We start from the raw sequence: 19,348 nt of genomic DNA, 5'->3' as shown, positions 1-19,348 counted from the left end.
TGCGCGTCCCCCCTCAGACCTTCGCCGCGACCGGCGCGGGGGCCTCGGTCTCGGGGGCGGACTCGGTGACGGCCTCGGAGGCGGTCTCGGCGACGGCCTCGGAGCGCTCGGCGGCGGCCGCGGTCTCCCGGTCGTACTTGCTGAGCGACATGACGGTGACGGTCGCGATGACGGCGACGAGCGCGCCCAGGGCGTAGAAGCCGTTCCGCACGTCGGTGGCGTCGACCAGGAGCGAGATCAGCACCACGGCGACGGTGCCGGCGGCGAGGCCGAAGGCGTTGGTGGCGCCGAACACGAAGCCCGTACGCTCCTCGGGCGCCGCGCTCATCAGGGCCGTACGGGCCGAGATGCGGGCCATGCAGAAGGCGATCGCGGCGAACGGGATGACGGCCATCATCATGTAGAGGTGGATCGACTCCATGACCAGGAGCACGGAGAACGCCAGGTATCCGATCAGCGCCGTCTTCAGCATGGTCGCCTTGGAGCTGACCTTCTTGAAGACCGCCGCGGCGAACAGCGCACCGATGCCGAACAGCGCGTCGACGATGCCGAGGTAGCCCGCGTTGGACTTGAAGCCCTCGATGACCAGGACCAGCATGATGCTGTTGCCGACGATGATGACGATGTTGCCGATGATGTAGAGCACCGCGAGACGGGCCAGCGGCGCGCTGACGGCGGCCAGCTTCGCGGCGGCGGCCGCCGCGGCCTTGGCCGCGGCCTCCGGTGCGCTGAGGACCACGTCGGCCGGACGGCGGCCCATGAAGAACAGCAGCGCGGCCGAGAGGAGGAACGTGACCGCGTTGAAGTAGAACAACGAGGTCGTGCCGACCCAGACGATCACCCAGCCGCCGAGGGCCGCCGAGGCGAGCGTGCCGCCCTGGATGGCGATCTCCGCGTTTCCGTTGAACTGGGCGAGCCGGGACTCGGGGATGCGCTCCTTGATCAGCGCGTTGCTGGCCGGGAAGAAGAGGGCCGCAGAGATCGACAGGACGAAGCTGGCGACGTAGCTGACCGTGGACGGGTCACCGCCGAGGGCCAGCCAGATCGGCAGGGCGATCGCCGCGGCGGCGCTGACCAGGTCGGAGACCATCGCCAGCGTCCGGCGGTCGAAGCGGTCGGCGAGCTTGCCGAAGAAGAGGGAGAGCGCCACCTGCGGGATGGTGACGGCGATCATCAGCCAGCTGACCGCGAGCATGGTGTTCTCCTCGGAGAACACCAGGTACGAGGCGGCGGTGAGCTGGATGCCGTTGCCCAGGTTGGTGATGAAGGTCGCGGGGATGAGCAGTCGTTCTGCTCGATTGGGCCGGAGTGGGGCGGTCGTGGACACAATGCTCCTCGGAGATCAGGCTCGGATGTCGACCGGCTCGGTCAGGGACTCGAAGGCCCCGACCTCGGTGGACAGGAGGGGGAGTCGCAGGGGAGCGACGGGGGCGGCCGCGAAGGGGCCGGCCGGCAGGGTCAGGTCGGCTCCGGCCCGCTCGGCACGGGCCGCGAGGTCGACGAGCAGCGGAGCGGCGCACGCCGTCAGCGTCCTGACGGCGAGGACCAGGTCCCCGAGGTCGCCCGGTACGTCCACCGCGACGCGATCCGCCTGCTTGAGCAGCCGGTCGAGGTGCACGACGATCAGGTCCGCGGCCCGGTGGAGGCTGAAGCTCTCCAGCTCGTAGTGGGAACGGAAGCGCTCGACGACGATCCCCGCGTGCGCGGCGCCGGTCTCGGACACCGGCAGCAGCGCGTCCGCCGGAAGTGCGGCGAGCAGGTCGTCCAGGCGGCCCGCGAGCCGGTTCCACGGCTCGACCAGCCGGGAGCTCGCCAGGCTGTCGAGCGCCTCGCGGCTGAAGTTCGTACGGGAGTGCTCCGGCGCGGTCAGCGCCAGGTAGAAGCGCACCAGGTCGCGCGGCACCTCGGCCACCAGATCGGCGGCCCACACCACGTGGCCCTTGCTCGTCGAGAACTTCTGGTTCTCCAGTTCGTAGAACTCGTTCGACACGATGGCGTGCGGCTCGACGTACCGGTCGCCGTGCGCCATCAGCAGCGCCAGGTGCGTCATTCCCCAGAAGTAGACGTTGTCGAATCCGAGGAAGTACACGAGCTCGATGCCGTGCTCGGCCAGCCAGTGCTCGTCGAAGCGGTCGGCGTGCTCACCGAGCTGCTCGGCCGCGTACCAGGTGCAGTACATCGACGCGGCCATGCCCTCGGCCCAGGCGTTGAGGACCTGCCCCGGCGTCTCGGTGAACGGCGCCGGGATGCCCCATCCGGTGGGATAGGTGATCGGGAAGTCCGGCAGCGGCCGGTCCAGCGCCTCGCGGATCAGCTGTGCGGTGTGCGGCCGCAGCACGTCGCGGTGCCTGACGTAGTAGTCGGCGAGGCGGTCCCGGTACTCCTCCATCGGCAGCACGAGGATCTGCGCCTCGCGGTGCGTCACCACGGCGTCCGGGTCGACGGTGGAACGCGGGCGGAGCAGCTCGTCGAAGTTGTTGGGGTGTCCGCAGGACTCACACAGGCCGCCGCGGCTCTCCACGAGGCACACCGGGCAGTCACCGGCGACCAGGCCCTCCATGAGGTACTCGCCGGTGGCCTCGACGTACGGCAGCAGCACCGTCTTCAGCCGGAAGGCACCGTCGCTGTGCAGGTCGGTGACGAAGTCGATGACGGTCTGCCGGTAGCCCTTGTCGAAGGGGGCGAAGCCGTCCACGGAGATCCCGGCCGCCTCCAGGGTGGCGCGGATCTGCGTCGCGGAGCGCAGGGCCAGTTCCTCCGGGGTCAGACCCGCCCGCAGGGCGCTGCCGACCACGTAGGTCTGGCTGTCGTCGGTACCGCTGGTGAAGATCACCGGACGGCCGGACGCCCGCAGGTAGCGTGCGTAGACGTCGCCGGCCAGGTAGGGACCCGCCAGGTGCCCGGTGTGCAGGTCCCCGTTGGGGGTCGGCGGCGGCGCGATGATGACCGTACGGCGTGTCATGCCGGGACTCCTTCGAGGCGTGCGTGGCGTGCTGCGAACCGCTGCGTCATGTCGAGGTCCCACCAGACGGAGTACATCTCGAAGTCCGCGTCGGACTCGTTGATCACCCGGTGCTCGGAGCCCGGGGTGAAGTGGACGATGTCCCCGGTCACGAAGGGCTTGCGGACGCCCTCCGACTCCAGGACTGCGGAGCCGGCGACGGCGATGAAGATCTCGTACTCGTGATGGGCGTGCGCCGTCGATGCGGTGCCGGGCCGGATCACGCACCAGGACCCCTCGAAGGGGGCGTTGAGCTCGGGCCAGGGCAGCAGCCGCTGGGCGTCCAGGCCGTTCTCGTGCGTGAGTCCGTCGCGGTCGAGTTGCTTGATGAGCATGTGGGTCGGTCTCTCCTCGTCAGACTGGTACGGCTCGTGGGGGGTGCGCGGCTCTCAGGACGCGCCGGCGAGCGCGAGCTCGCGCGCCTGGGCGGGGACCTCCACGGCCCTGGTCCGGCGGTGCGCGAGGATGTCCTGGGTGATCTCGGCGGAACGGCCCGCGAGGACGCTGAGCAGCGAGTCGGCGATGCCGTGGGTGGCTTCGTTGACGCCCTGCAAGTAGCAGGCGCCGGTCGCCGGGCGGCCCAGGTCGAGCCGGTAGTGCCGGCTCACGTTGATCTGGTCGAGTCCGATCGACTCCGCGAGCGCCTTGACCGCCCACGGCATGTCACGGACGAAGCCGGTCCCCAGGAGGACCAGATCGGTGCGCATCTCCCGTTCGGCACCGGTCTTGCGGTCCTTGAGGGTCAGGACGATCTCCTCGCCGTCCATGCGGGCGGCGCTCACGTCGGTCATGGCGTGCAGTCCCAGGCGCTCCTGTCCGGTGCGGCGGTCCTGGTAGAACTGCCGGTAGAGCGCGTCCAGGGTGGCGGGGGACAGACCGCCGTAGTTGGAGCGGTACATCTCGCCGAGCAGCTGCTGGCGGGCCTCGGGCGACGCGTCGTAGAACTCGTCGATGAAGGACGTGTAGTACAGCTCGTTGGTGAACTTGCTGCTCTCGTAGCCGTTCAGACCGATGGACCGCATGATCATGGTCGGCTTGCACTCGGGCAGGTCCCGCAGCGCCGCTCCGAACAGCTCGGCCGCGCTCTGCGCACCACCGATCACCGCGACCCGGTGCGGCAGGTCGGCCCGCACCTCGGCGATGCGCTGCGTGTACTGCGTGCTGTGGATGACGCGCTCGGCCGGCAGACCGTCGAAGACCGCGGGGACATGGGCGTCCCGGCCCGCGCCGATCACGAGGTAGCGGCAGCCGATGGTGTCGCCGTCGGCGAGGGTGACCAGCCAGCCGGAGATCTCGCCGTCGTCGCCCGTCACCGACTCGACGGCGGCGCACTCGCGGCCGTATTCGACCTGGACCATGGCCAGTTCGTCGGCCACCCATTGCAGGTACTCGGATATCTCGCTCCGGTACGGAACGAAACTGGCCAGGTTGACGAAGGCGTCGAGGCGTTCGTGGGAGTGAAGGAAGTTGACAAAGGAGAAGCGGCTGCACGGATTGCGCATGGTGACCAGGTCCTTGAGGAAGGAGACCTGACTGAGCGCGTCGGGCAGCAGCATGCCGCGCTGCCACACGATGTCCTGCTCACGCTCGATCAGCAGGGTGTCGCCGGCGAGCTCAGGAGCGAGCTCCTCGACGGCGACCGCCAGCGCGAGGTTCGCCGGACCTGCACCGACTGCGAGCAGTTCGACGTTGCGATGCGCCATGGAATGACCTCCAGATGGAACAGGTGGACAGGTTTGGAAACCGGTGATGACCACATTCCAAGTCGGCGGCGCATTGCCCGGAAGGACATTCGGACACGGACAATCAACTCGGCCGGGGGCCTGGTCAGGGGGTTGATTGGCCGGTTTCCGCCCGCGCTTCCGGTCAACGCGGAGCGCACTTTCCATGGGACCGAGTGATCAGTTGCGTCACACGCATCCGGCTGGCCGAAACATCCCTCGGGCGGCCGGGCTTCCATCGAAACCCATGAGAAGGAGCCCTCGTGCCGCTCACCGAGCCCATCACCCCTGCCGGCGCGCTCCACCGTTCCGACAGCACGACCCGGGTCGCCACTCGCCGCCGTCTGCTGATGTGCCGGCCCCAGCACTACGACGTCACGTACTCGATCAACCCGTGGATGAACCCGCAGCACAGCACGGACACCTCGCTCGCCCTCAGCCAGTGGGAGGCACTGCGCGACCTGTACCTCGAACTGGGCCACGTGGTCGAGGAGATAGATCCCATCGAGGGCCTGCCCGACATGGTGTTCGCGGCCAACGGCGCCACCGTCGTCGACGGAAAGGTCTTCGGTGCCCGCTTCCGGCACGCGGAGCGCACCGCGGAAGGGCCCGCGTACCTGCGCTGGCTGGAGAGCCGCGGCTACAAGGACACGCTGTGGCCCGAACACGTCAACGAGGGCGAGGGCGACATCCTCACCGTCGGGCGCCGCCTGCTGGCCGGTACCGGCTTCCGTACCGACCCGCGCTCACACGCGGAGGCGCAGGAGTTCTTCGGGCTCCCGGTCACCTCGCTGACGCTGGTCAACCCGGACTACTACCACCTGGACACGGCGCTCTCCGTGCTCTCGGACGACGAGATCATGTACTACCCGGCCGCTTTCTCGCCGGGCAGCCAGGCCGTCCTGCGCGCCATGTTCCCCACCGCCGTCCTGGCCACCGCCGAGGACGCGGCCGTCTTCGGGCTCAACGCCTTCTCCGACGGTCGCCACGTCCTCCTGCCCGCCGCGGCGACCGGCCTGCACACCAAGCTGCGGGCCCGGGGCTTCGAGCCCATCGGGGTCGAGCTCTCCGAGCTGCTCAAGGCGGGCGGCAGCGTCAAGTGCTGCACGTTGGAGCTCCGCGACCGCTGAGCATGCCGGGCCGTGCCGGGTCGGCCCGGGCCCGGACCGAGCGGGACCACGTAAAGGTGCGCCTTCCGTGCTGCCACGTCAGCACGGAAGGCGCACCTTTACGTGGGCGTCCCTTCACCGCACCGGCCAGCGCTCCAGCGCCGCGCGCACCCGCTCGGTGTCCGGGTCGTCAGCCGCCCAGGCGATGTGACCGTCCGGGCGGACCAACAGGGTGCTGCGCAAGCGCCCGGCGGGGGCGGCACGTCGCAGCCACCGCGTCTCCGGCACCGCGTGACCCCGGGTGACCAGCACGAAACCGCCGCCGCGCAACACCTCGTACAGGCGCTGTCCGTCCGCGAGCCGCAGGTCGGGCACCCGGCGGCCGGTGAGCGGGTGGCTGCCGCGCGGCGCCGGGTAGGAGATGCCGATGCCGGAGAGCAAACGTTCCCCGAGGGCGGTGAGCGAGCTCAGCCGGGACACGTAGGGCATCACGACGTCGCGCAGTCGGCGCACCCGGACGCTGCGGGGGGCGCTCAGCACGCCCCGCGTGATCGCCCCGGAGATCCGCAGCGCCTGCCGCCCGACGGGGTAGCGCTCCTGCTCATAGGAGTCGAGCAGCGATTCCCCGGCCCGGCCCTGAACCACCGCGGCCAGCTTCCAGCCCAGGTTGGCGGCATCCTGCAGCCCCGTGTTCATGCCCATGCCCCCGGCGGGCGAGTGCACGTGCGCGGCATCGCCCGCCAGCAGCACCCGGCCTTCGCGGTAGCGCACGGCCTGCCGCTCGTCGCTGTGGAAGCGCGAGATCCAACGCGGGTCGTGCATCCCGTAGTCGGAGCCGAGCACCCGCCGCAGCAGCCCGGCGAGCTCCTCCGCCGACACCGGCGCGTCATCGGGCCGGTCGTCGCCCGCGACCCATCCGATCGCCCGGTACCAGCCGTCACCGAAGGGCACCAGAGAGGCGAAACCGTGCTCGTTGGCGTTCGTGGTCACCGCCGCGGCCGGCACGTCCTTGAGCTGGACGTCGGCCAGCATCACCGAACGCACCACCCACCGGCCGGGGAACCCGATGCCGGTGAGCCGCCGCACCGCGCTGCGCACTCCGTCGCACCCCACCACGTACCCGGCGCTGAAGCTGCCCTGGCCGACCGTGTCCACCTCGACGCCGTCCGCCCTCTGGCGTAGCGCCACCACCTCGGCGCTGCGCACGATCCGCACGCCGGCGGCGAGGGCACGCCGCTCCAGCAGCCCCTCGAGGTTGTACTGCGGGGTGATCAAGGCGAACGGAAAACGGGTGCGCAGCCGCTCCAGGCGCAGTTCGAGCCGGCCGAAAACCCCTACCACGGGGGCCTTGCGCCCCAGGGCGACCAGTTCGTCGGCGAGGCCGCGTGCGTCCAGCACCTCCAGGGTGCGGGCGTGCACCGCGAAGGCACGGGTCATGTTGGCGTTGGCGTGCTCGCGCCGCTCGAGCAGGGTGACCCCCACTCCGGCGGCGGCCAGGTCCCCGGCCAGCAGCAGGCCCGTGGGCCCCGCCCCCACGACCAGTACGTCGACGTTTTCGGCCATGCGGATCCGCCCTCCTCTCGTTCGGTGCCGCGACTACGCGGGCGTCGTGGCTTCGATCAGGTGCTGGTACGAGTTGACGGGCCGCACGTCATGGACGACGAGGCCCGCCCGCTCCACGAGCCCGAGCAACCCCTGCCGGGTGTGCTTCCTGCCTCCAACGGTGAGGAGCATCCGCAGGTCCATCCCGGTGCTGAACTTCTGCCCCGGGCCGTCGTCGACGAAGTTCTCGACGATGAGCACGCGGGCACCGGCGCGGGCCGTCTTCACCAGGTTGGCCAGTACGACGACGGCGTCCTCGTCGTTCATCCCCAGGATGTTCTTGAAGACGTACGCGTCGACGTCCGCCGGGATCTCCTCGCGGCAGTCGCCGGCCACCAGCCGCACCCGCCCCGCGAGCGCGCCGCCGTCGCGCAACCGGGCGTCGGCGCCCGCCACCACGTCGGGCCGGTCGAACAGGATGCCCCGTACGTCGGGGTGGTGCTCCAGCAGCGAAGCCAGCAGGAGGCCCTGTCCGCCGCCGATGTCGGCGACGCTCCGCGCACCGGACAGGGGCAGGACACCGGCGATCGCCTTGGCGGACTGCCTGCTCGCCTGGGTCATCGCGCGGTCGAACACGGCCGCCGACTCGGGCCAGGCGGCGTGCACGTGGTCGAAGAACTCCCGGCCGTGCAGATCGACGAACACGTCCTTCCCGGTGCGCACCGACTCGTCGAGCCGGCCCCACAGCTCCCAGGTCCACGGTTCGGTCATCCACAGCACGAGGTGGTCGAGGCTGTCCGGAGCGTCCGCACGAAGCAGCCGCGAGACCTCCGTGTGGACGAACCGGCCCTCGGAGTCCTCGGCGAACACCTCGTGACAGGTGAGCGAGCGCAACAGTCGCCGCAGCGCGTCCGGGTCGGCCTCCACCGCCACGGCGAGGTCCTCCGCCGTCGCCGGGGTGTCACCGAGGGCGTCGGCGAGGGCGAGTTTCACGGCCGCGCGCAGCGAGGCCGCGCAACTGGCACTCAGCGCGCGCTCCAACAGCCCCAGCACGTTCGGTTCGGCGGGCGTTTCTTCGGTCACGATGGAATTCCTCATCTCTGGGAGGTTGCTTTGACGGCGCCGGGAAAGTGGGCCTCAAGGGTCTGCCGGACCCCTTCGCGCCAGGACAGCTCGCACGCGCCGGCGATGCTCCTGCGGCGGGTGTCGTCGAACGCGCTGACAGCGCGGGTGACGTCGCTCGGCACGAAGTCGACCGGCACCCCGGTGATCTCGGAGACGTAGGCCATGAGGTCCCGCACGCCGACGACCTCGTCCCCTCCCCAGTTCACGACGGTCGCGGGTGCCTTCGCCGCGGCCCACAGCCCCGGAACATGCCGCGCGATGTCGTCCGTGTGGATGGGGGAGCAGTAGTGCTGCCCCCCGTGGGGGACCGCGATCGGCTCCCCGGCGAGCATCTGCCGGAAGAAAATAGTCGGGAGCCCGCCGTGCCCGTGCGGTCCGTAGGCCACGTTGAGCCGGGCGATGGTCGTCGGCAGGCCGAGCGTCACGGCGAGCGCACGCACGGCGCCCTCGGTGGCCAGCTTGCCGACCGGGTACGTCGGCAGCCACGCCGATTCGGTCCCCAGCGGGTCGCCCTCGGTGTGCGGGTGGTCCAGTGCCTGCGGCGCGTACACCGCGCTGCTGGAGATGAAGAGAAAGGCTTCGGCGGAGCGGCAGTGGGTCATCAGGCGGCCGGTGGCGACGGAGTTGACCGCCACCACCTCCTCGAAGTCCCCGCTGCCGCGCTCGACCGCCGCGTGCAGCACATGCGTGAAGTCGTCGGGGACGCCGTCCAGTCCGTCCGCGGCCATGTCCCAGCGCCAGGTCCGTATCCCCCGTTCCCGGAGCCGATGCTCCACCTCGGGATCCGAGAAGCGTCCGAGACACCACACCTCGTTGTGTTCCGCGAGCGTCCCGGCCACGGAGCGCGCCACCAGACCGGTCGCCCCGGTGATCAGGATCTTCTTGCCAGCCGGCATACGGGTGTTCCCGCCTTCCTCTAGTTCCCGCTCGGCGCGGTCGGGTCGTTCGGGTCGTTCGTGGAGGCCGGCTCCGGCAGTACCCGGTCGAGCTCCGCTCGCAGGAGCGACTGGAAGGCGGCCACGTGCTTAGGCCCCATGAGGGTGTAGTGCTCGCCCGGCACGTCGATGTACCGGGGCGCCTCGCGGGTGAAGTCCTCCCAGCGCTTCAGTTCGTTGTTCAGCCAGTCCTGCTTGCTGCCGCGCAGCGGGACGGCGTAGAAGACGCTCATGCGGGCGACACTGCCGCGTGGCCGGTAGGTCCGGCCGAGGCCGGTGAGGCCGTCGGCGAGCTGCGCCCACGCGGTGAACCGCGCGAGGTCCAGGTCGAGTTCGGCGAGCCGGTCCGCGGGAGCGATCTCGATCAGACGGCCGAGCTGCTCCTGCTTGCTCAGCGGGCGCAGCTCGGCGGGCAGCGTCTTCGCCTGCTGCTCGGAGATCAGCTCCAGGAACATCGCCAGGTTGACCGCGGTCTCGACGAAGTCGAGCTCGTCCATGCGGTACTTGATGTGCGGGGGCAGGTTGAAGCTTCCCAGGAAGTCCACCCGCTCGCCCTCGGCCTCCAGCAGCTTGGCCACCTCGAAGGCCACCGCCGCGCCGAAGGAGTACCCGGCGATCGCGTAGGGGCCGTGCGGCTGCCTGGACCGGATCGCGTCCACGTAGGCGCGTGCCATCTCCGCGAAGCTCTCGAACGGCTTCTCCCCCGGGTTGAACCCCCGTGCCCGCAGGGCGTAGAAGGGCCGCTCGTGGACGAAGTACTTGGCCAGGTTCACGAAGACGAGGACCTCGCCGACCCCGGGATGGACACAGAAGAGCGGTGTCCCGGAGCCGCTGGTCTGGAGCGGAACGATCGGGTCGTACGGGGCGGGCTCCGCGCTGCGGCCGGTCTCGATGCGTGCGGCCAGCGCGCGGACGCTGGGCGAGGTGAGGATCGCGAGCACCGGGAGCTCCGTGCCGGGGAAGCGCTCGGAGACCATGCTCTTGAGGCGCAGGATGTCCAGCGACGTCCCGCCGAGATCGAAGAAGCCGGCGGTGGCACTGATCGTGGACGGTTCCACCTCGAACAGCTCGCCGTAGAGTTCGGCGAGGGTCTGCTCGATCTCGCCGACGGGGGCGACGTGGCCGCCGAGTTGGCGGGTCACCAGCTCCTCGACCGACTCCAGGTACTCGCCGTAGTCACCGGCCTCCAGTCGGCGGCGCATGAGTGATCGGGGGATCTTGCCCAGGCTCGTCTTCGGGAAGGCGTCCTGGGGAAGCGGCAGCAGGAGCGCCGGACGGAACCCCCAGTGCAGGACCACGCTGTTCCTGATCGCGATGAGCAGGCGGTGGAGCGCCGCCTCGTCGCCGGCCACGTCGGGGGCGGCCGCGAACACGACGGCGAGGTGCTCGGTGTCGCTGCCCTGCGGGCGGGTCGGGAACGCGGCGACGAAGGACTTCTCCACTCCTTCGAGGTCGTCGAGCACCGATTCCAGGTCATGGCTGTAGTAGTTGACGCCGTTGACGATGATGCTGTCCTTGCTCCGCCCCACGAGGGTCAGCCGTCCCCCGCGGAGCCGGCCGAGGTCACCGGTCCGGAACCAGCCGTCCGCCGTGTACGCGTCCTGGGTCGCTTCCTTGTTGTTCCAGTACCCGCCGGTGATCATCGGGCCCGTGAGCTGCACCTCGCCGACTTCGCCGTCGGCGAGCGGCGTATCGCCGTCCGCTTCCGCGATCCTGATCCGGAGCCCGTCGACCGGCCGCCCGACCGCCGCGAACTCGGCCCCGCGGTCGGCGTCGGGGAACTCCTGGTTGTAGATGCTGCCGGCGCAGGTCTCGGTCATCCCGAAAGCGGGCCACAGGGCCCCGCGGCGCAGCCCGTACGGGGCCAGCCGGTCGAGGAAGCCGATGCCCGTGGCGACCGGATTGGCCTCACCGCCGGAGACGATGTGCCGCAGGCAGGACAGGTCCAGGGGCGGCGGGGACGGCAGCTCGTCCAGGGACTTGTTGATCAGCCCGAGCAGGAAGTTCGGGGTGAAGGTCATCGTCACCCGGTGGGCATCGATCAGCTCCAGGAAGCGCATCGGGTCGGCCAGCACCGACTCCGGCGGGACCTGGAGCTGCACGGCCCCGACGGACAGCGGGAGCAGGTGGGCCTCCAGCAGCGCGGCGACGTGATCGTAAGAGATCCAGTTGAGTGTCACGTCGGCCGCGGTGAGCGACTGCGCCGCGGCCTTCGCCGCCATCGAGGCCAGCAGGTTGCCGTGAGTGAGCCGAACCGCCTTGGAGGCGCCGGTGGAACCGGAGGTGAGCACGAGCAGCGCCACCTCGTCCGGGCCCGGGGCAGCCGCCCGGACCGTGCGCGCGTCCGTGTCGGCCGCGGCCACGAGCAGGTCCTCGATCGTGGCGACCGCCAGATCCTGAACGGCGGGAAGCGCCTCGCGTGTGCGACGGTCGGTGACCAGGAGCGGTCCGTCGAGCAGGGTGTTGACGTGGCTCAACTGCGCCGCCCACCGCTGTGGATCGTTCCGGACGGGAACCAGCGGGCAGGCGGTGATCCCTCCGAGCAGGCAGGCCCAGAAGGCGGGAATGAAGTCCTCGGGGCGGTCGAGCGACAGTGCTACGACCCGCCCCGGCCGGACCCCGGCCTCCCGCAGGGAAACGAGCAGCCGGAGCGACTCCTCCAGGAGCTGGGGATAGGTCCGGAACGTGTGGTCGGAGGGCCGCTCTCCCGAGCAGTACCGCAATCCGTGCTCCGGGAACCGCGCCGCGGCCCTCACGAGCAGCCCGCCCAGGTCGGCGCCTTCGTCGCCCTCGACCGCAGCGGCTCGACCCACGGATAACTCCTGGTTCGTCGTCATCGTCTCTCCTTCACGTGGCTTGTCCGGGCATGCGTGGGAGCCGCTCGGCGCAACCGCTGTTCGACAGCGCCGGCCGGGCGGCATGTGATCAGTGCGACACGGGGGTGTCCGGGGACCCGCGGCTACGCGGCGACGGATCCTGCCGGGTGGTCACCGGGTGGTCACCGGGTGGTCACCGGGTGGTCAGCGGTCGGCTCCGATCAGGTCCAGCAGGCCGGGAAAGCGCTCGTCCAGGTCCGCCCGGCGCAGCGTGGCCGCCCTGCTGTTGCCGCGGTCCACCTGTCGTACCAGGCCCGCCTCGCGCAGGATCCTGAAGTGGTGGGTGATCGTCGACTTCGAGACCGGAAGGTTGAAGGAGGCGCAGGTCCGCGCCGTCCCTTCCGGTTCCCTCAGCAGGGCGGCCACGACCGCGTAGCGCAGGGGGTCGGACAGCGCGCTCAGCACGGTCAACAGGCTCATCTCCTCGAGCGAGGGGTGGCCATCCTCGTCGGGCATCGCGCCCTCCCTTCCTGAGGTACGGGTTGCATCATACCTCTCATCTGTGCCAGCTTAAGGTTCGATCCAAACCGTACCTGGTCGTGAGTCGGCCGGACCGAGCCTGGAGTAGTGCCCCCATGAGTACGCAGACCACGTCGTCGGCCGCGCCACCTGTGCAGGCGGAAGGGCAGCCGGGCCGCACGCTCACCCTGGCCGCCGTGCTCCTCGCGGTGTTCGTCGTCCCGATGTCGATCTCCGGCACGGCCGTCGCGCTGCCCGACATCGGGGCCGACACCCACGCCGGCCTCGCCCCCCTCCAGTGGGTGGTGAACGGCTTCAACGTCGCCTTCGCCTGCTTCACACTCGTCTGGGGTTCCGTCGCCGACATCGTCGGCCGGGTCAAGGCCTTCGCCGCCGGTGCCGCCGTCTACGCCGTGGCCTCGCTGGCCAGCGCCCTCGCCACCAACGTGCTGTGGCTGGACGCCGCCCGCGCGCTCGCCGGAATCGGCGGCGCGGCGATCTTCTCCTGCGGCGCGGCGATCATCGCGACCGTGTTCGACGGCCCGGCCCGGGCCAAGGCCTTCGCCCTGTTCGGCACCGTCGCGGGCGTCGGCGTGGCGATCGGGCCCTCGCTGGCCGGCGTGCTCGTGCAGGGCCTCGGCTGGCGCTGGGTGTTCGCGGTGCACGCGGTCGCCCTGCTCATCGTGCTGCTCGCGGTGCCCGCCATCGCCAAGGCCATGCCGGCCGACGGCGGCAGCGGTGCGAGCATCGACGTGCCGGGCAGCGCGCTGTTCGTCGTCGCCATGGTGCTGCTGACCACCGCCATCGTGCAGGGCTCGCAGTGGGGCTGGGGGAGCACGGGCGTGCTCGGGCTGTTCGCCGGCGCGGTCGTGGTCCTCGCGGTCTTCGCGGCGGTCGAGAACCGCCGGGAGCACCCCATGCTGGACCTGAGCGTGCTGCGCAACCGGCGCTTCGTCGGCCTGTGCCTGGTGCCGGTCGCCGCGTCCTTCGGCTTCGTCACCATGCTCACCTACCTGCCGAGCTATCTGACCGCCGCCACCGGCCGCGACAGCGGCGCCGCCGGCCTGATCATGCTGCTGCTCACCGCGCCCGTGCTGGTCTGCCCGATGCTCGCCGCGAAGCTGGTCACCCGCGGGGTCTCCGCGATCACCCTCATCTACATCAGCCTCGCCTGCCTGGTCGTCGGCGATCTGGCGCTCACGCTCTTCTCGCCCGACGTGAAGATCCTCGTCGTCGCCCTGCCGATGCTCGTCACCGGCGCCGGCATGGGCCTCGCGGCGGGGCTCGTCGACGGCCAGGCGCTGGAGCTGATCGACCCGGCCAAGGCGGGCATGGCGGCGGGCTTCCTCAACACGCTGCGGCTCGGCAGCGAGGCCATCGCCGTGGCGGTGTACGGGTCGGCCCTCGCGACCGTGCTCGGCACCCGCGTCGAGGACGGCATCGGCGACTACGCCGGCGCCTCGCACGCCGACCAGGTCGCCGACCAGGCCGCGGGCGGCGACCTGGCCCGGGCCGCCGAGGTGTCCGGTGCGGTGGACACCGAGGGCTTCACCCACTTCCTCGCCCAGTCCTACGACTCCGCGTTCCACACCGTCCTGTGGGGACTCGCCGCGGTCTGCGTCGTGCTGTGCGCCGTGGTCTTCGTCCTGCTGCGCGGCGGCTCCGCCAAGAGCGCCGCCAAGAGCGCCGCGTGAGCGTCGTATGACCGTCGTGTGAGCCCGGGGAGCGCCCACCGCGCTCCCCGCCCGATCCACGCGACACCCCGAGACCGGCCCGGCGCCCCGATTCCCCCGTCAAGGCGCCGGGCCACCCGCGTTCACCCGCGCCGGCACGCCCGCGGTCCCCGCAGCACACCGTGACCGACCGGCCGGGGCGGCACCAGGAAAGGACCCGCGCCCCATGAACCGTCCCCTCGACGACCCCCGCCCCGCCCGCACCCACGCCCAGGTCCTGGTCGTCGGGGGCGGGCCCGTCGGGATGCTCGTCGCCGCCGAGCTCGGGCACTACGGCGTCTCCACCGTCGTGCTCGAAGCCGAACCACGGACCGTCGACCAGCCCAAGGCCGGCACCCTGCACGCCCGCACCGTGCAGGGCCTCGCCCGGCGCGGTCACCTGCACGCGCACGCCGCGACCGAGGACCGGATGCGGCGCAGTTCCGCCGACACCTTCCACTTCGCGGGCATGCCCGGGCTCGTCATCACCGCTCCCGCCACCGAGCCCGGACCCATCGTCGGCCGTTCGCAGGCCGACCTGGAGCGGGACTTCGAGCGCCGGGCCCGCGACAGGGGCGTCACCGTGCTGCGCGGACACCGCGTGACCGACATCGTCCAGGGTCCCGACGCGGTCGAGGTCACCGCCCAAGGGCCCGACGGCGTACGTCACTTCACCGCCGAGTACGTCGTCGGCGCGGACGGCGCCCGCAGCACCGTGCGCGAGCGGCTGGGCTTCGCCGAGGACACCCACCCCGCGACCGTGTCCGCCCTGCTCGGCCTCGTGCGGCTGACCGACCCGGACAACGTGCCGTACGGCTGGCACCGCACCCCGCGCGGCTGGACGGTCGCGGGCGTCAACCCGTACGGGCACAGCCGGTTCATCACGATCGACTTCCGTGGCGCGCACCCCGACCGGCACTCCGAGCTCACCCTCGACGAACTGCGCCAGGAGGGCGAGCGCATCCTCGGCCACGGCGTGCCGATGGCCGACCCGGTCTTCTTCTCCCGCTTCAGCGACTTCGCCCGCCTGGTACGCGACTACCGCCAGGGCCGGGTCTTCCTCGCCGGCGACGCGGCCCACGTCCACTTCCCGGTGGGCGGACAGGGACTCAACCTCGGTCTCCAGGACGCCCTCAACCTCTCCTGGAAACTCGCGCACACCCTTGCGGGCACCGCGGGCAAGGACCTGCTGGACACCTACGACAGGGAACGGCGGCCCGCCGGACAGCGCGTCATCGACAACACCCGCGCCCAGCTCGCCCTGATGCGGCCGGACCCCGGCCTCGACCCGCTGCGCGACCTCGTCGCCGAACTCCTCGGGCTCGACGAGGTGAACACCCGTATCGGCCACATGATCAGCGCCCAGGAGACGGTGTACCCCGCGCGAACCGGGCTCGGCTCCCGCTGGGAGGGCCAGTTCCTGCCGAACCTGCCGCTCACCCATGACGGCGGCCCGACCGATCTGACCCGCCTGCTGCTGCCCGGCCGCCCCGTGCTGCTCCTGCTCGGCGAGGCCGGCACGGTCCACCGCGAACAGGGCGAGCGCTGGGCCCACGTGCTGCGCACCGTACCCGCGACGACCGCCCGCCCGCTGCCCTGGGACGCCGTCCTCGTCAGGCCCGACGGCTATGTCGCCTGGGCCCCGGACGGGGGCTCCCTGGCCGACACGCTGCGCCAGTGGTTCGGCGAGCCGCGCTGACGGGCGCGACGACGGGGCGGGCACGGACCTCCGTACCCGCCCCGTCAGGGCCCCGTCACCTCAGCCGGAACGCCGGCTCACCAGCGCACCGGCAGCGAAGTCGGCCGGCGCAGCACCGTTCCGTTGTCCCAGGGCACCTCGGCCGGGTCGGTGGCCAGCGCCAGGTGGGGGAACTCCTGGGCCAGGCGCGTCAGTACGGTCACGATCTCCATGCGGGCGAGAGCGGAGCCGATGCAGTGGTGCATGCCGTAGCCGAACTGCAGGTGCCGCTTGGCCGGCGTGCGGTCGGGGTCGATGGTCAGCGGTTCCGGGAACGCCTCGGGGTCGCGGTTGGCGGCGAAGGAGTCCGGGTAGACCACGCTGCCCGCCGGCACGACCCCCTCGCTGGTGTGCAGGTCGCGACCCACGATGCGCGGAAACGCGGAGATCGTGCCCAGCGGGATCAGCCGGATCAGTTCCTCCGCGAGGCGCGGGGCGATCCCGGGATCGTCGGCGAGCCGGCGCCACAGCGGGGGTGCCGCGAGCAGCGCGTACAGCGACTTGGTCAGCACGGACACCACGTTCTGGTCGGCGCCGAGCAGCGAGCCGAAGAAGATGCCGGTCAGCTCGGCGTCGTCCAGCGGCGGCTGGGCCCGGTCACGGTCGCCGCGGAAGCGGTCGATCAGACCGCCCGGCAGCACCGGCCGGGCCCCGGTCACCAGGTCCTGGACGTAGCCGTACACCCGGTAGAAGTGCTCCACCAGATCCGGCACGTCCTCGTGCGAGGCGATCTGCACGATCCGCGCCGACGGCCGGAAGTACGGTACGTCCTCGGCCGGCACGCCGAGGAAGTGGCAGTTGACGGCGATCGGAACCCGGTCGACGAGGTCGGTGAAGAGGTCGGGGGACGCCGCCGAGCGCAGTCGCCGGATCCCCTCGTCCACCACCTGATCGAGCACCGGGCGCAGCCGCTCGACGCCCGCCGCGCTGTAGTCGGCGGCGGCGAAACCGCGGACCCGGGCGTGGTGCGGGGCGTCCAGGTTGAGCAGCAGTTCCTTCGGCATCACGGTCGGCAGGAAGCTCGGCCCGCCCTCGACGTTGGTCTCGGTGCGGCCGGACGCCGGGTCGGTGAGCACCTTGTGCACATCGGCGTAGCGGGTCAGGTGCATGACCTTGTGGCCGCTCGGCAGCTGGATCAGCGGGACGCCGCCCGGGGCGCGCTCGTCGAGCCGGGTGAAGGCCGGGACGGGGTCGAGGTGGGGTATGTCCGCGACGGTGACGGCCGCGGACGTGGCGGTACTGGTCATGTGTGCTCCGTGGGGAAGAGTGGTGCGTCAGACGAGGGCGGGCAGTCCGGTGAGGCCCGCCAGCTCGCGTACGGCCTGGGCGTTGTTGCGGAAGTGCACCGCGCGCCAGCCGACGGAGCGGGCAGCCGCGCAGTTCTCGTCGAGGTCGTCGACCAGCACGCACTCCCCGGCCGGCACCCGTGCCTCCTTCTCGGCCCGCCGGAAGATCTCCGGATCGGGCTTGCGGACGCCGACCTCGCAGGAGTCGACGATGCAGTCGACCTCGCCGACGGGCGCGACGATCGCCCGCCAGTAGGGCTCCCACTCGACGACGTTGTTGCTGAGGATGCCGATCCGGTAGCCGTGCTCCTTGGCGTGCCGGGCCGTCGCCACCATCACCGGGTTGGCGCGGACGCCCTCGAACCACTGCCGGCCGAAGTGCTCGAAGCGCGCACGCGACAGGTCGATGCCGGGGTTGGCCTCCTTGAGGACGCGGACCATGGACCGTCCCCAGTCGGCCTCGGTGAGCAGGGCCAGTTCGAGGGGTGCCAGGGGTTCGAGGCCCATCTCGGCGGCGACCGCGGCGAGCGCGGTCTTCATCTGGCGGGGCGTGATGCCCGTACGCGCGTGGTACGAGTCGAAGAGGTCGTCGAGCGGCGGCGAGAGCACACCGCCGAAGTCGAACCAGATCATGGGCTGGGGCACTGCTGTGTCTCCTTGAGTCGCCCGGTTACGGGATACGCGCGCTCAGGCGCCTGCGGCGGCGTAGGAGAACTGGTTCAGCAGCGCTCCGGCGATGGGGCTGGTACGGGTGAGGTGCACCCGGGCCCGGGCGATCTGCTCCTCCTGGCTCATGGTGATCTCGAAGGCCACCGAGTCCGGAGTCGGCGATTCCACCATCCGCACCAGGCAGTCGGTGGGCAGCTCGAACTCACCGAAGCGCGTGAAGTCCGTCTCCACGCGCGTGAGCAGGAGCCCTCGCGGCGAGAGGCCGAACAGCTCGTACGCGGCGTGCACCGCGGACTGCCGGAACCCCTCGAAGATCAGCGCACCGGGTATGTGGTCCAGCGGGTGGTCGAAGAGCGCCGGGTTCGTCTGGTCGACGATGACCTGCGTGAGCACCTCGTAGTCGCGCACCTCGGTCTCGGACAGCACCACGTTCTGCGGAGAGATGCGTCCCACGGTGACCGGGGCGACGCGGCGGCCGGTGGGGTGCGGCCGGGCCTCGGTCAGCGCGAGCGAGGCGCGCCCCTTCTCGCGCATCCGGTTCCACGCCCGGCCCGGCATCCACTGGCAGGTGGTGCGCATGGTCGCGGCCTCACGCCCGTCCACCGTGAGGACCATGTCGAGCGTGCTGCCGGTGACCACACCGTCGCGGTGCTTCAGCCCCGCCTGCCGGGCGCGGATCTGCGCGTGTCCCGGCCGTGCGCCGATGTGCAGGGCGGTGACGTCGGTGATGACCATGTCGCCGCTGTTGAAGATGAACTTCTCGTCGACCGCGGCGTCGAGGAAGGTGTGGGCGGTGTAGATCGACGCCTGGCGGAAGACCTCGACGAGGAGCAGCGGGTCGTAGACGGCGGGCGACGTGATCTGGTCGTTGTAGTAGCTATGCACGCGCGGGAGTTGCGCGGCGATGAGGTATTCGTCCTCGGCCACCCGGACGGAGTCGGTGAGGAACACCTCACAGACGGCCGCTCGGTGCACCAGGGCTCGTGTCACGGTGCTCGAGTAGCTGAGTTCGGCTTCCATGGTCGTGGACATGGCTGAGTTCCCCCTCTTGCATGCAGGTACGCCTCCGAACGGAGGTACGCATACGACCGTACCTTGATCGACCGCCCGGCCACCGTGGCGTACGCCACTTCAGGGGCGCCCTTCGCCTTCCGGCGAGGCGTCTCCCGTGGTCC

General features: G+C 71.0%; 15 protein-coding genes. 3 read left to right on the top strand and 12 right to left on the bottom strand.

The window, feature by feature from the left end; genetic code table 11:
• Positions 1-13: 13 nt before the first annotated feature.
• Genes ACZ4TV_RS06025 through ACZ4TV_RS06010 form a run of 4 tightly spaced genes read right to left on the bottom strand, consistent with a single transcriptional unit; the run spans position 14 to position 4,704 of the window.
• Positions 14-1,327 carry an MFS transporter gene (locus tag ACZ4TV_RS06025; protein ID WP_468131141.1) on the bottom strand — a complete coding sequence of 438 codons (1,314 nt, stop codon included), beginning with the start codon at positions 1,325-1,327 and terminating at the stop codon, positions 14-16.
• A 15-nt stretch (positions 1,328-1,342) separates the two neighbouring features.
• The gene (locus ACZ4TV_RS06020) at positions 1,343-2,962 is read right to left on the bottom strand and encodes a class I tRNA ligase family protein (RefSeq protein ID WP_468131139.1); all 1,620 of its coding nucleotides are present in this window, start codon (positions 2,960-2,962) and stop codon (positions 1,343-1,345) included.
• Positions 2,959-3,336, bottom strand: a complete 378-nt coding sequence (locus ACZ4TV_RS06015; protein ID WP_468131137.1) for a cupin domain-containing protein — start codon at positions 3,334-3,336, stop codon at positions 2,959-2,961. The genes ACZ4TV_RS06020 and ACZ4TV_RS06015 overlap by 4 nt, the downstream gene beginning before the upstream one ends.
• A gap of 54 nt (positions 3,337-3,390) precedes the next feature.
• Complete coding sequence (locus ACZ4TV_RS06010) at positions 3,391-4,704, bottom strand: lysine N(6)-hydroxylase/L-ornithine N(5)-oxygenase family protein (protein ID WP_468131135.1); 1,314 nt, start codon at positions 4,702-4,704, stop codon at positions 3,391-3,393.
• Between the two features lie 281 nt (positions 4,705-4,985).
• Here ACZ4TV_RS06010 and ddaH point away from each other — a divergent pair, with 281 nt between their 5' ends.
• A complete protein-coding gene (gene ddaH, locus ACZ4TV_RS06005; protein WP_468131133.1) occupies positions 4,986-5,852 on the top strand; it encodes a dimethylargininase in 867 nt (288 codons plus the stop codon).
• A gap of 114 nt (positions 5,853-5,966) precedes the next feature.
• Here ddaH and ACZ4TV_RS06000 read toward each other — a convergent pair whose 3' ends face one another.
• The 5 genes from ACZ4TV_RS06000 to ACZ4TV_RS05980 form a co-directional block, all read right to left on the bottom strand.
• Complete coding sequence (locus tag ACZ4TV_RS06000) at positions 5,967-7,394, bottom strand: FAD-dependent monooxygenase (protein ID WP_468131131.1); 1,428 nt, start codon at positions 7,392-7,394, stop codon at positions 5,967-5,969.
• A 33-nt stretch (positions 7,395-7,427) separates the two neighbouring features.
• Complete coding sequence (locus ACZ4TV_RS05995) at positions 7,428-8,456, bottom strand: methyltransferase (protein ID WP_468131129.1); 1,029 nt, start codon at positions 8,454-8,456, stop codon at positions 7,428-7,430.
• An 11-nt stretch (positions 8,457-8,467) separates the two neighbouring features.
• Positions 8,468-9,394, bottom strand: coding sequence for an NAD-dependent epimerase/dehydratase family protein (locus tag ACZ4TV_RS05990; RefSeq protein ID WP_468131127.1), 927 nt, complete (start codon positions 9,392-9,394; stop codon positions 8,468-8,470).
• Between the two features lie 20 nt (positions 9,395-9,414).
• Entirely contained in the window at positions 9,415-12,270 is a 2,856-nt protein-coding gene (locus ACZ4TV_RS05985; protein WP_468131125.1) for an AMP-binding protein, read from the bottom strand.
• Between the two features lie 183 nt (positions 12,271-12,453).
• Entirely contained in the window at positions 12,454-12,765 is a 312-nt protein-coding gene (locus tag ACZ4TV_RS05980) for an ArsR/SmtB family transcription factor (protein WP_468131124.1), read from the bottom strand.
• A gap of 119 nt (positions 12,766-12,884) precedes the next feature.
• On the opposite strand from ACZ4TV_RS05980, the gene ACZ4TV_RS05975 reads away from it, so the two are divergent.
• Both ACZ4TV_RS05975 and ACZ4TV_RS05970 read left to right on the top strand, forming a co-directional pair.
• Positions 12,885-14,462, top strand: coding sequence for an MFS transporter (locus ACZ4TV_RS05975; RefSeq protein ID WP_468131122.1), 1,578 nt, complete (start codon positions 12,885-12,887; stop codon positions 14,460-14,462).
• 205 nt (positions 14,463-14,667) lie between these two features.
• Positions 14,668-16,179 (top strand): FAD-dependent monooxygenase, encoded by a 1,512-nt coding sequence (locus tag ACZ4TV_RS05970; protein WP_468131120.1) that lies wholly within the window; start codon positions 14,668-14,670, stop codon positions 16,177-16,179.
• Between the two features lie 77 nt (positions 16,180-16,256).
• Here the strand turns inward: ACZ4TV_RS05970 and ACZ4TV_RS05965 are convergent, their stop codons facing one another.
• The 3 genes from ACZ4TV_RS05965 to ACZ4TV_RS05955 are packed head-to-tail and all read right to left on the bottom strand — an operon-like array spanning position 16,257 to position 19,205.
• On the bottom strand, positions 16,257-17,465 hold the full coding sequence (locus ACZ4TV_RS05965) for a cytochrome P450 (protein ID WP_468131118.1): 1,209 nt from the start codon (positions 17,463-17,465) through the stop codon (positions 16,257-16,259).
• A 27-nt stretch (positions 17,466-17,492) separates the two neighbouring features.
• A complete protein-coding gene (locus tag ACZ4TV_RS05960; protein WP_468131116.1) occupies positions 17,493-18,149 on the bottom strand; it encodes an HAD family hydrolase in 657 nt (218 codons plus the stop codon).
• Between the two features lie 42 nt (positions 18,150-18,191).
• Positions 18,192-19,205, bottom strand: coding sequence for a ScbA/BarX family gamma-butyrolactone biosynthesis protein (locus ACZ4TV_RS05955; protein ID WP_468131114.1), 1,014 nt, complete (start codon positions 19,203-19,205; stop codon positions 18,192-18,194).
• Between the last annotated feature and the right edge of the window lie 143 nt (positions 19,206-19,348).

The sequence above is a fragment of the Streptomyces sp. NPDC028910 genome (assembly GCF_055564955.1).
The sequence above is the reverse complement of the archived record's forward strand: the minus strand, read 5'-3'. Positions and strand labels throughout refer to the sequence as shown.

Excerpts from the sequence above, each read along its gene's own strand:
- ACZ4TV_RS06020 (WP_468131139.1), bottom strand. The coding sequence starts at position 2,962 with ATGACACGCCGTACGGTCATCATCGCGCCGCCGCCGACCCCCAACGGG.
- ACZ4TV_RS06015 (WP_468131137.1), bottom strand. The coding sequence starts at position 3,336 with ATGCTCATCAAGCAACTCGACCGCGACGGACTCACGCACGAGAACGGC.
- ACZ4TV_RS06010 (WP_468131135.1), bottom strand. The coding sequence starts at position 4,704 with ATGGCGCATCGCAACGTCGAACTGCTCGCAGTCGGTGCAGGTCCGGCG.
- ACZ4TV_RS06000 (WP_468131131.1), bottom strand. The coding sequence starts at position 7,394 with ATGGCCGAAAACGTCGACGTACTGGTCGTGGGGGCGGGGCCCACGGGC.
- ACZ4TV_RS05990 (WP_468131127.1), bottom strand. The coding sequence starts at position 9,394 with ATGCCGGCTGGCAAGAAGATCCTGATCACCGGGGCGACCGGTCTGGTG.
- ACZ4TV_RS05985 (WP_468131125.1), bottom strand. The coding sequence starts at position 12,270 with ATGACGACGAACCAGGAGTTATCCGTGGGTCGAGCCGCTGCGGTCGAG.
- ACZ4TV_RS05980 (WP_468131124.1), bottom strand. The coding sequence starts at position 12,765 with ATGCCCGACGAGGATGGCCACCCCTCGCTCGAGGAGATGAGCCTGTTG.
- ACZ4TV_RS05975 (WP_468131122.1), top strand. The coding sequence starts at position 12,885 with ATGAGTACGCAGACCACGTCGTCGGCCGCGCCACCTGTGCAGGCGGAA.
- ACZ4TV_RS05970 (WP_468131120.1), top strand. The coding sequence starts at position 14,668 with ATGAACCGTCCCCTCGACGACCCCCGCCCCGCCCGCACCCACGCCCAG.
- ACZ4TV_RS05965 (WP_468131118.1), bottom strand. The coding sequence starts at position 17,465 with ATGACCAGTACCGCCACGTCCGCGGCCGTCACCGTCGCGGACATACCC.
- ACZ4TV_RS05955 (WP_468131114.1), bottom strand. The coding sequence starts at position 19,205 with ATGTCCACGACCATGGAAGCCGAACTCAGCTACTCGAGCACCGTGACA.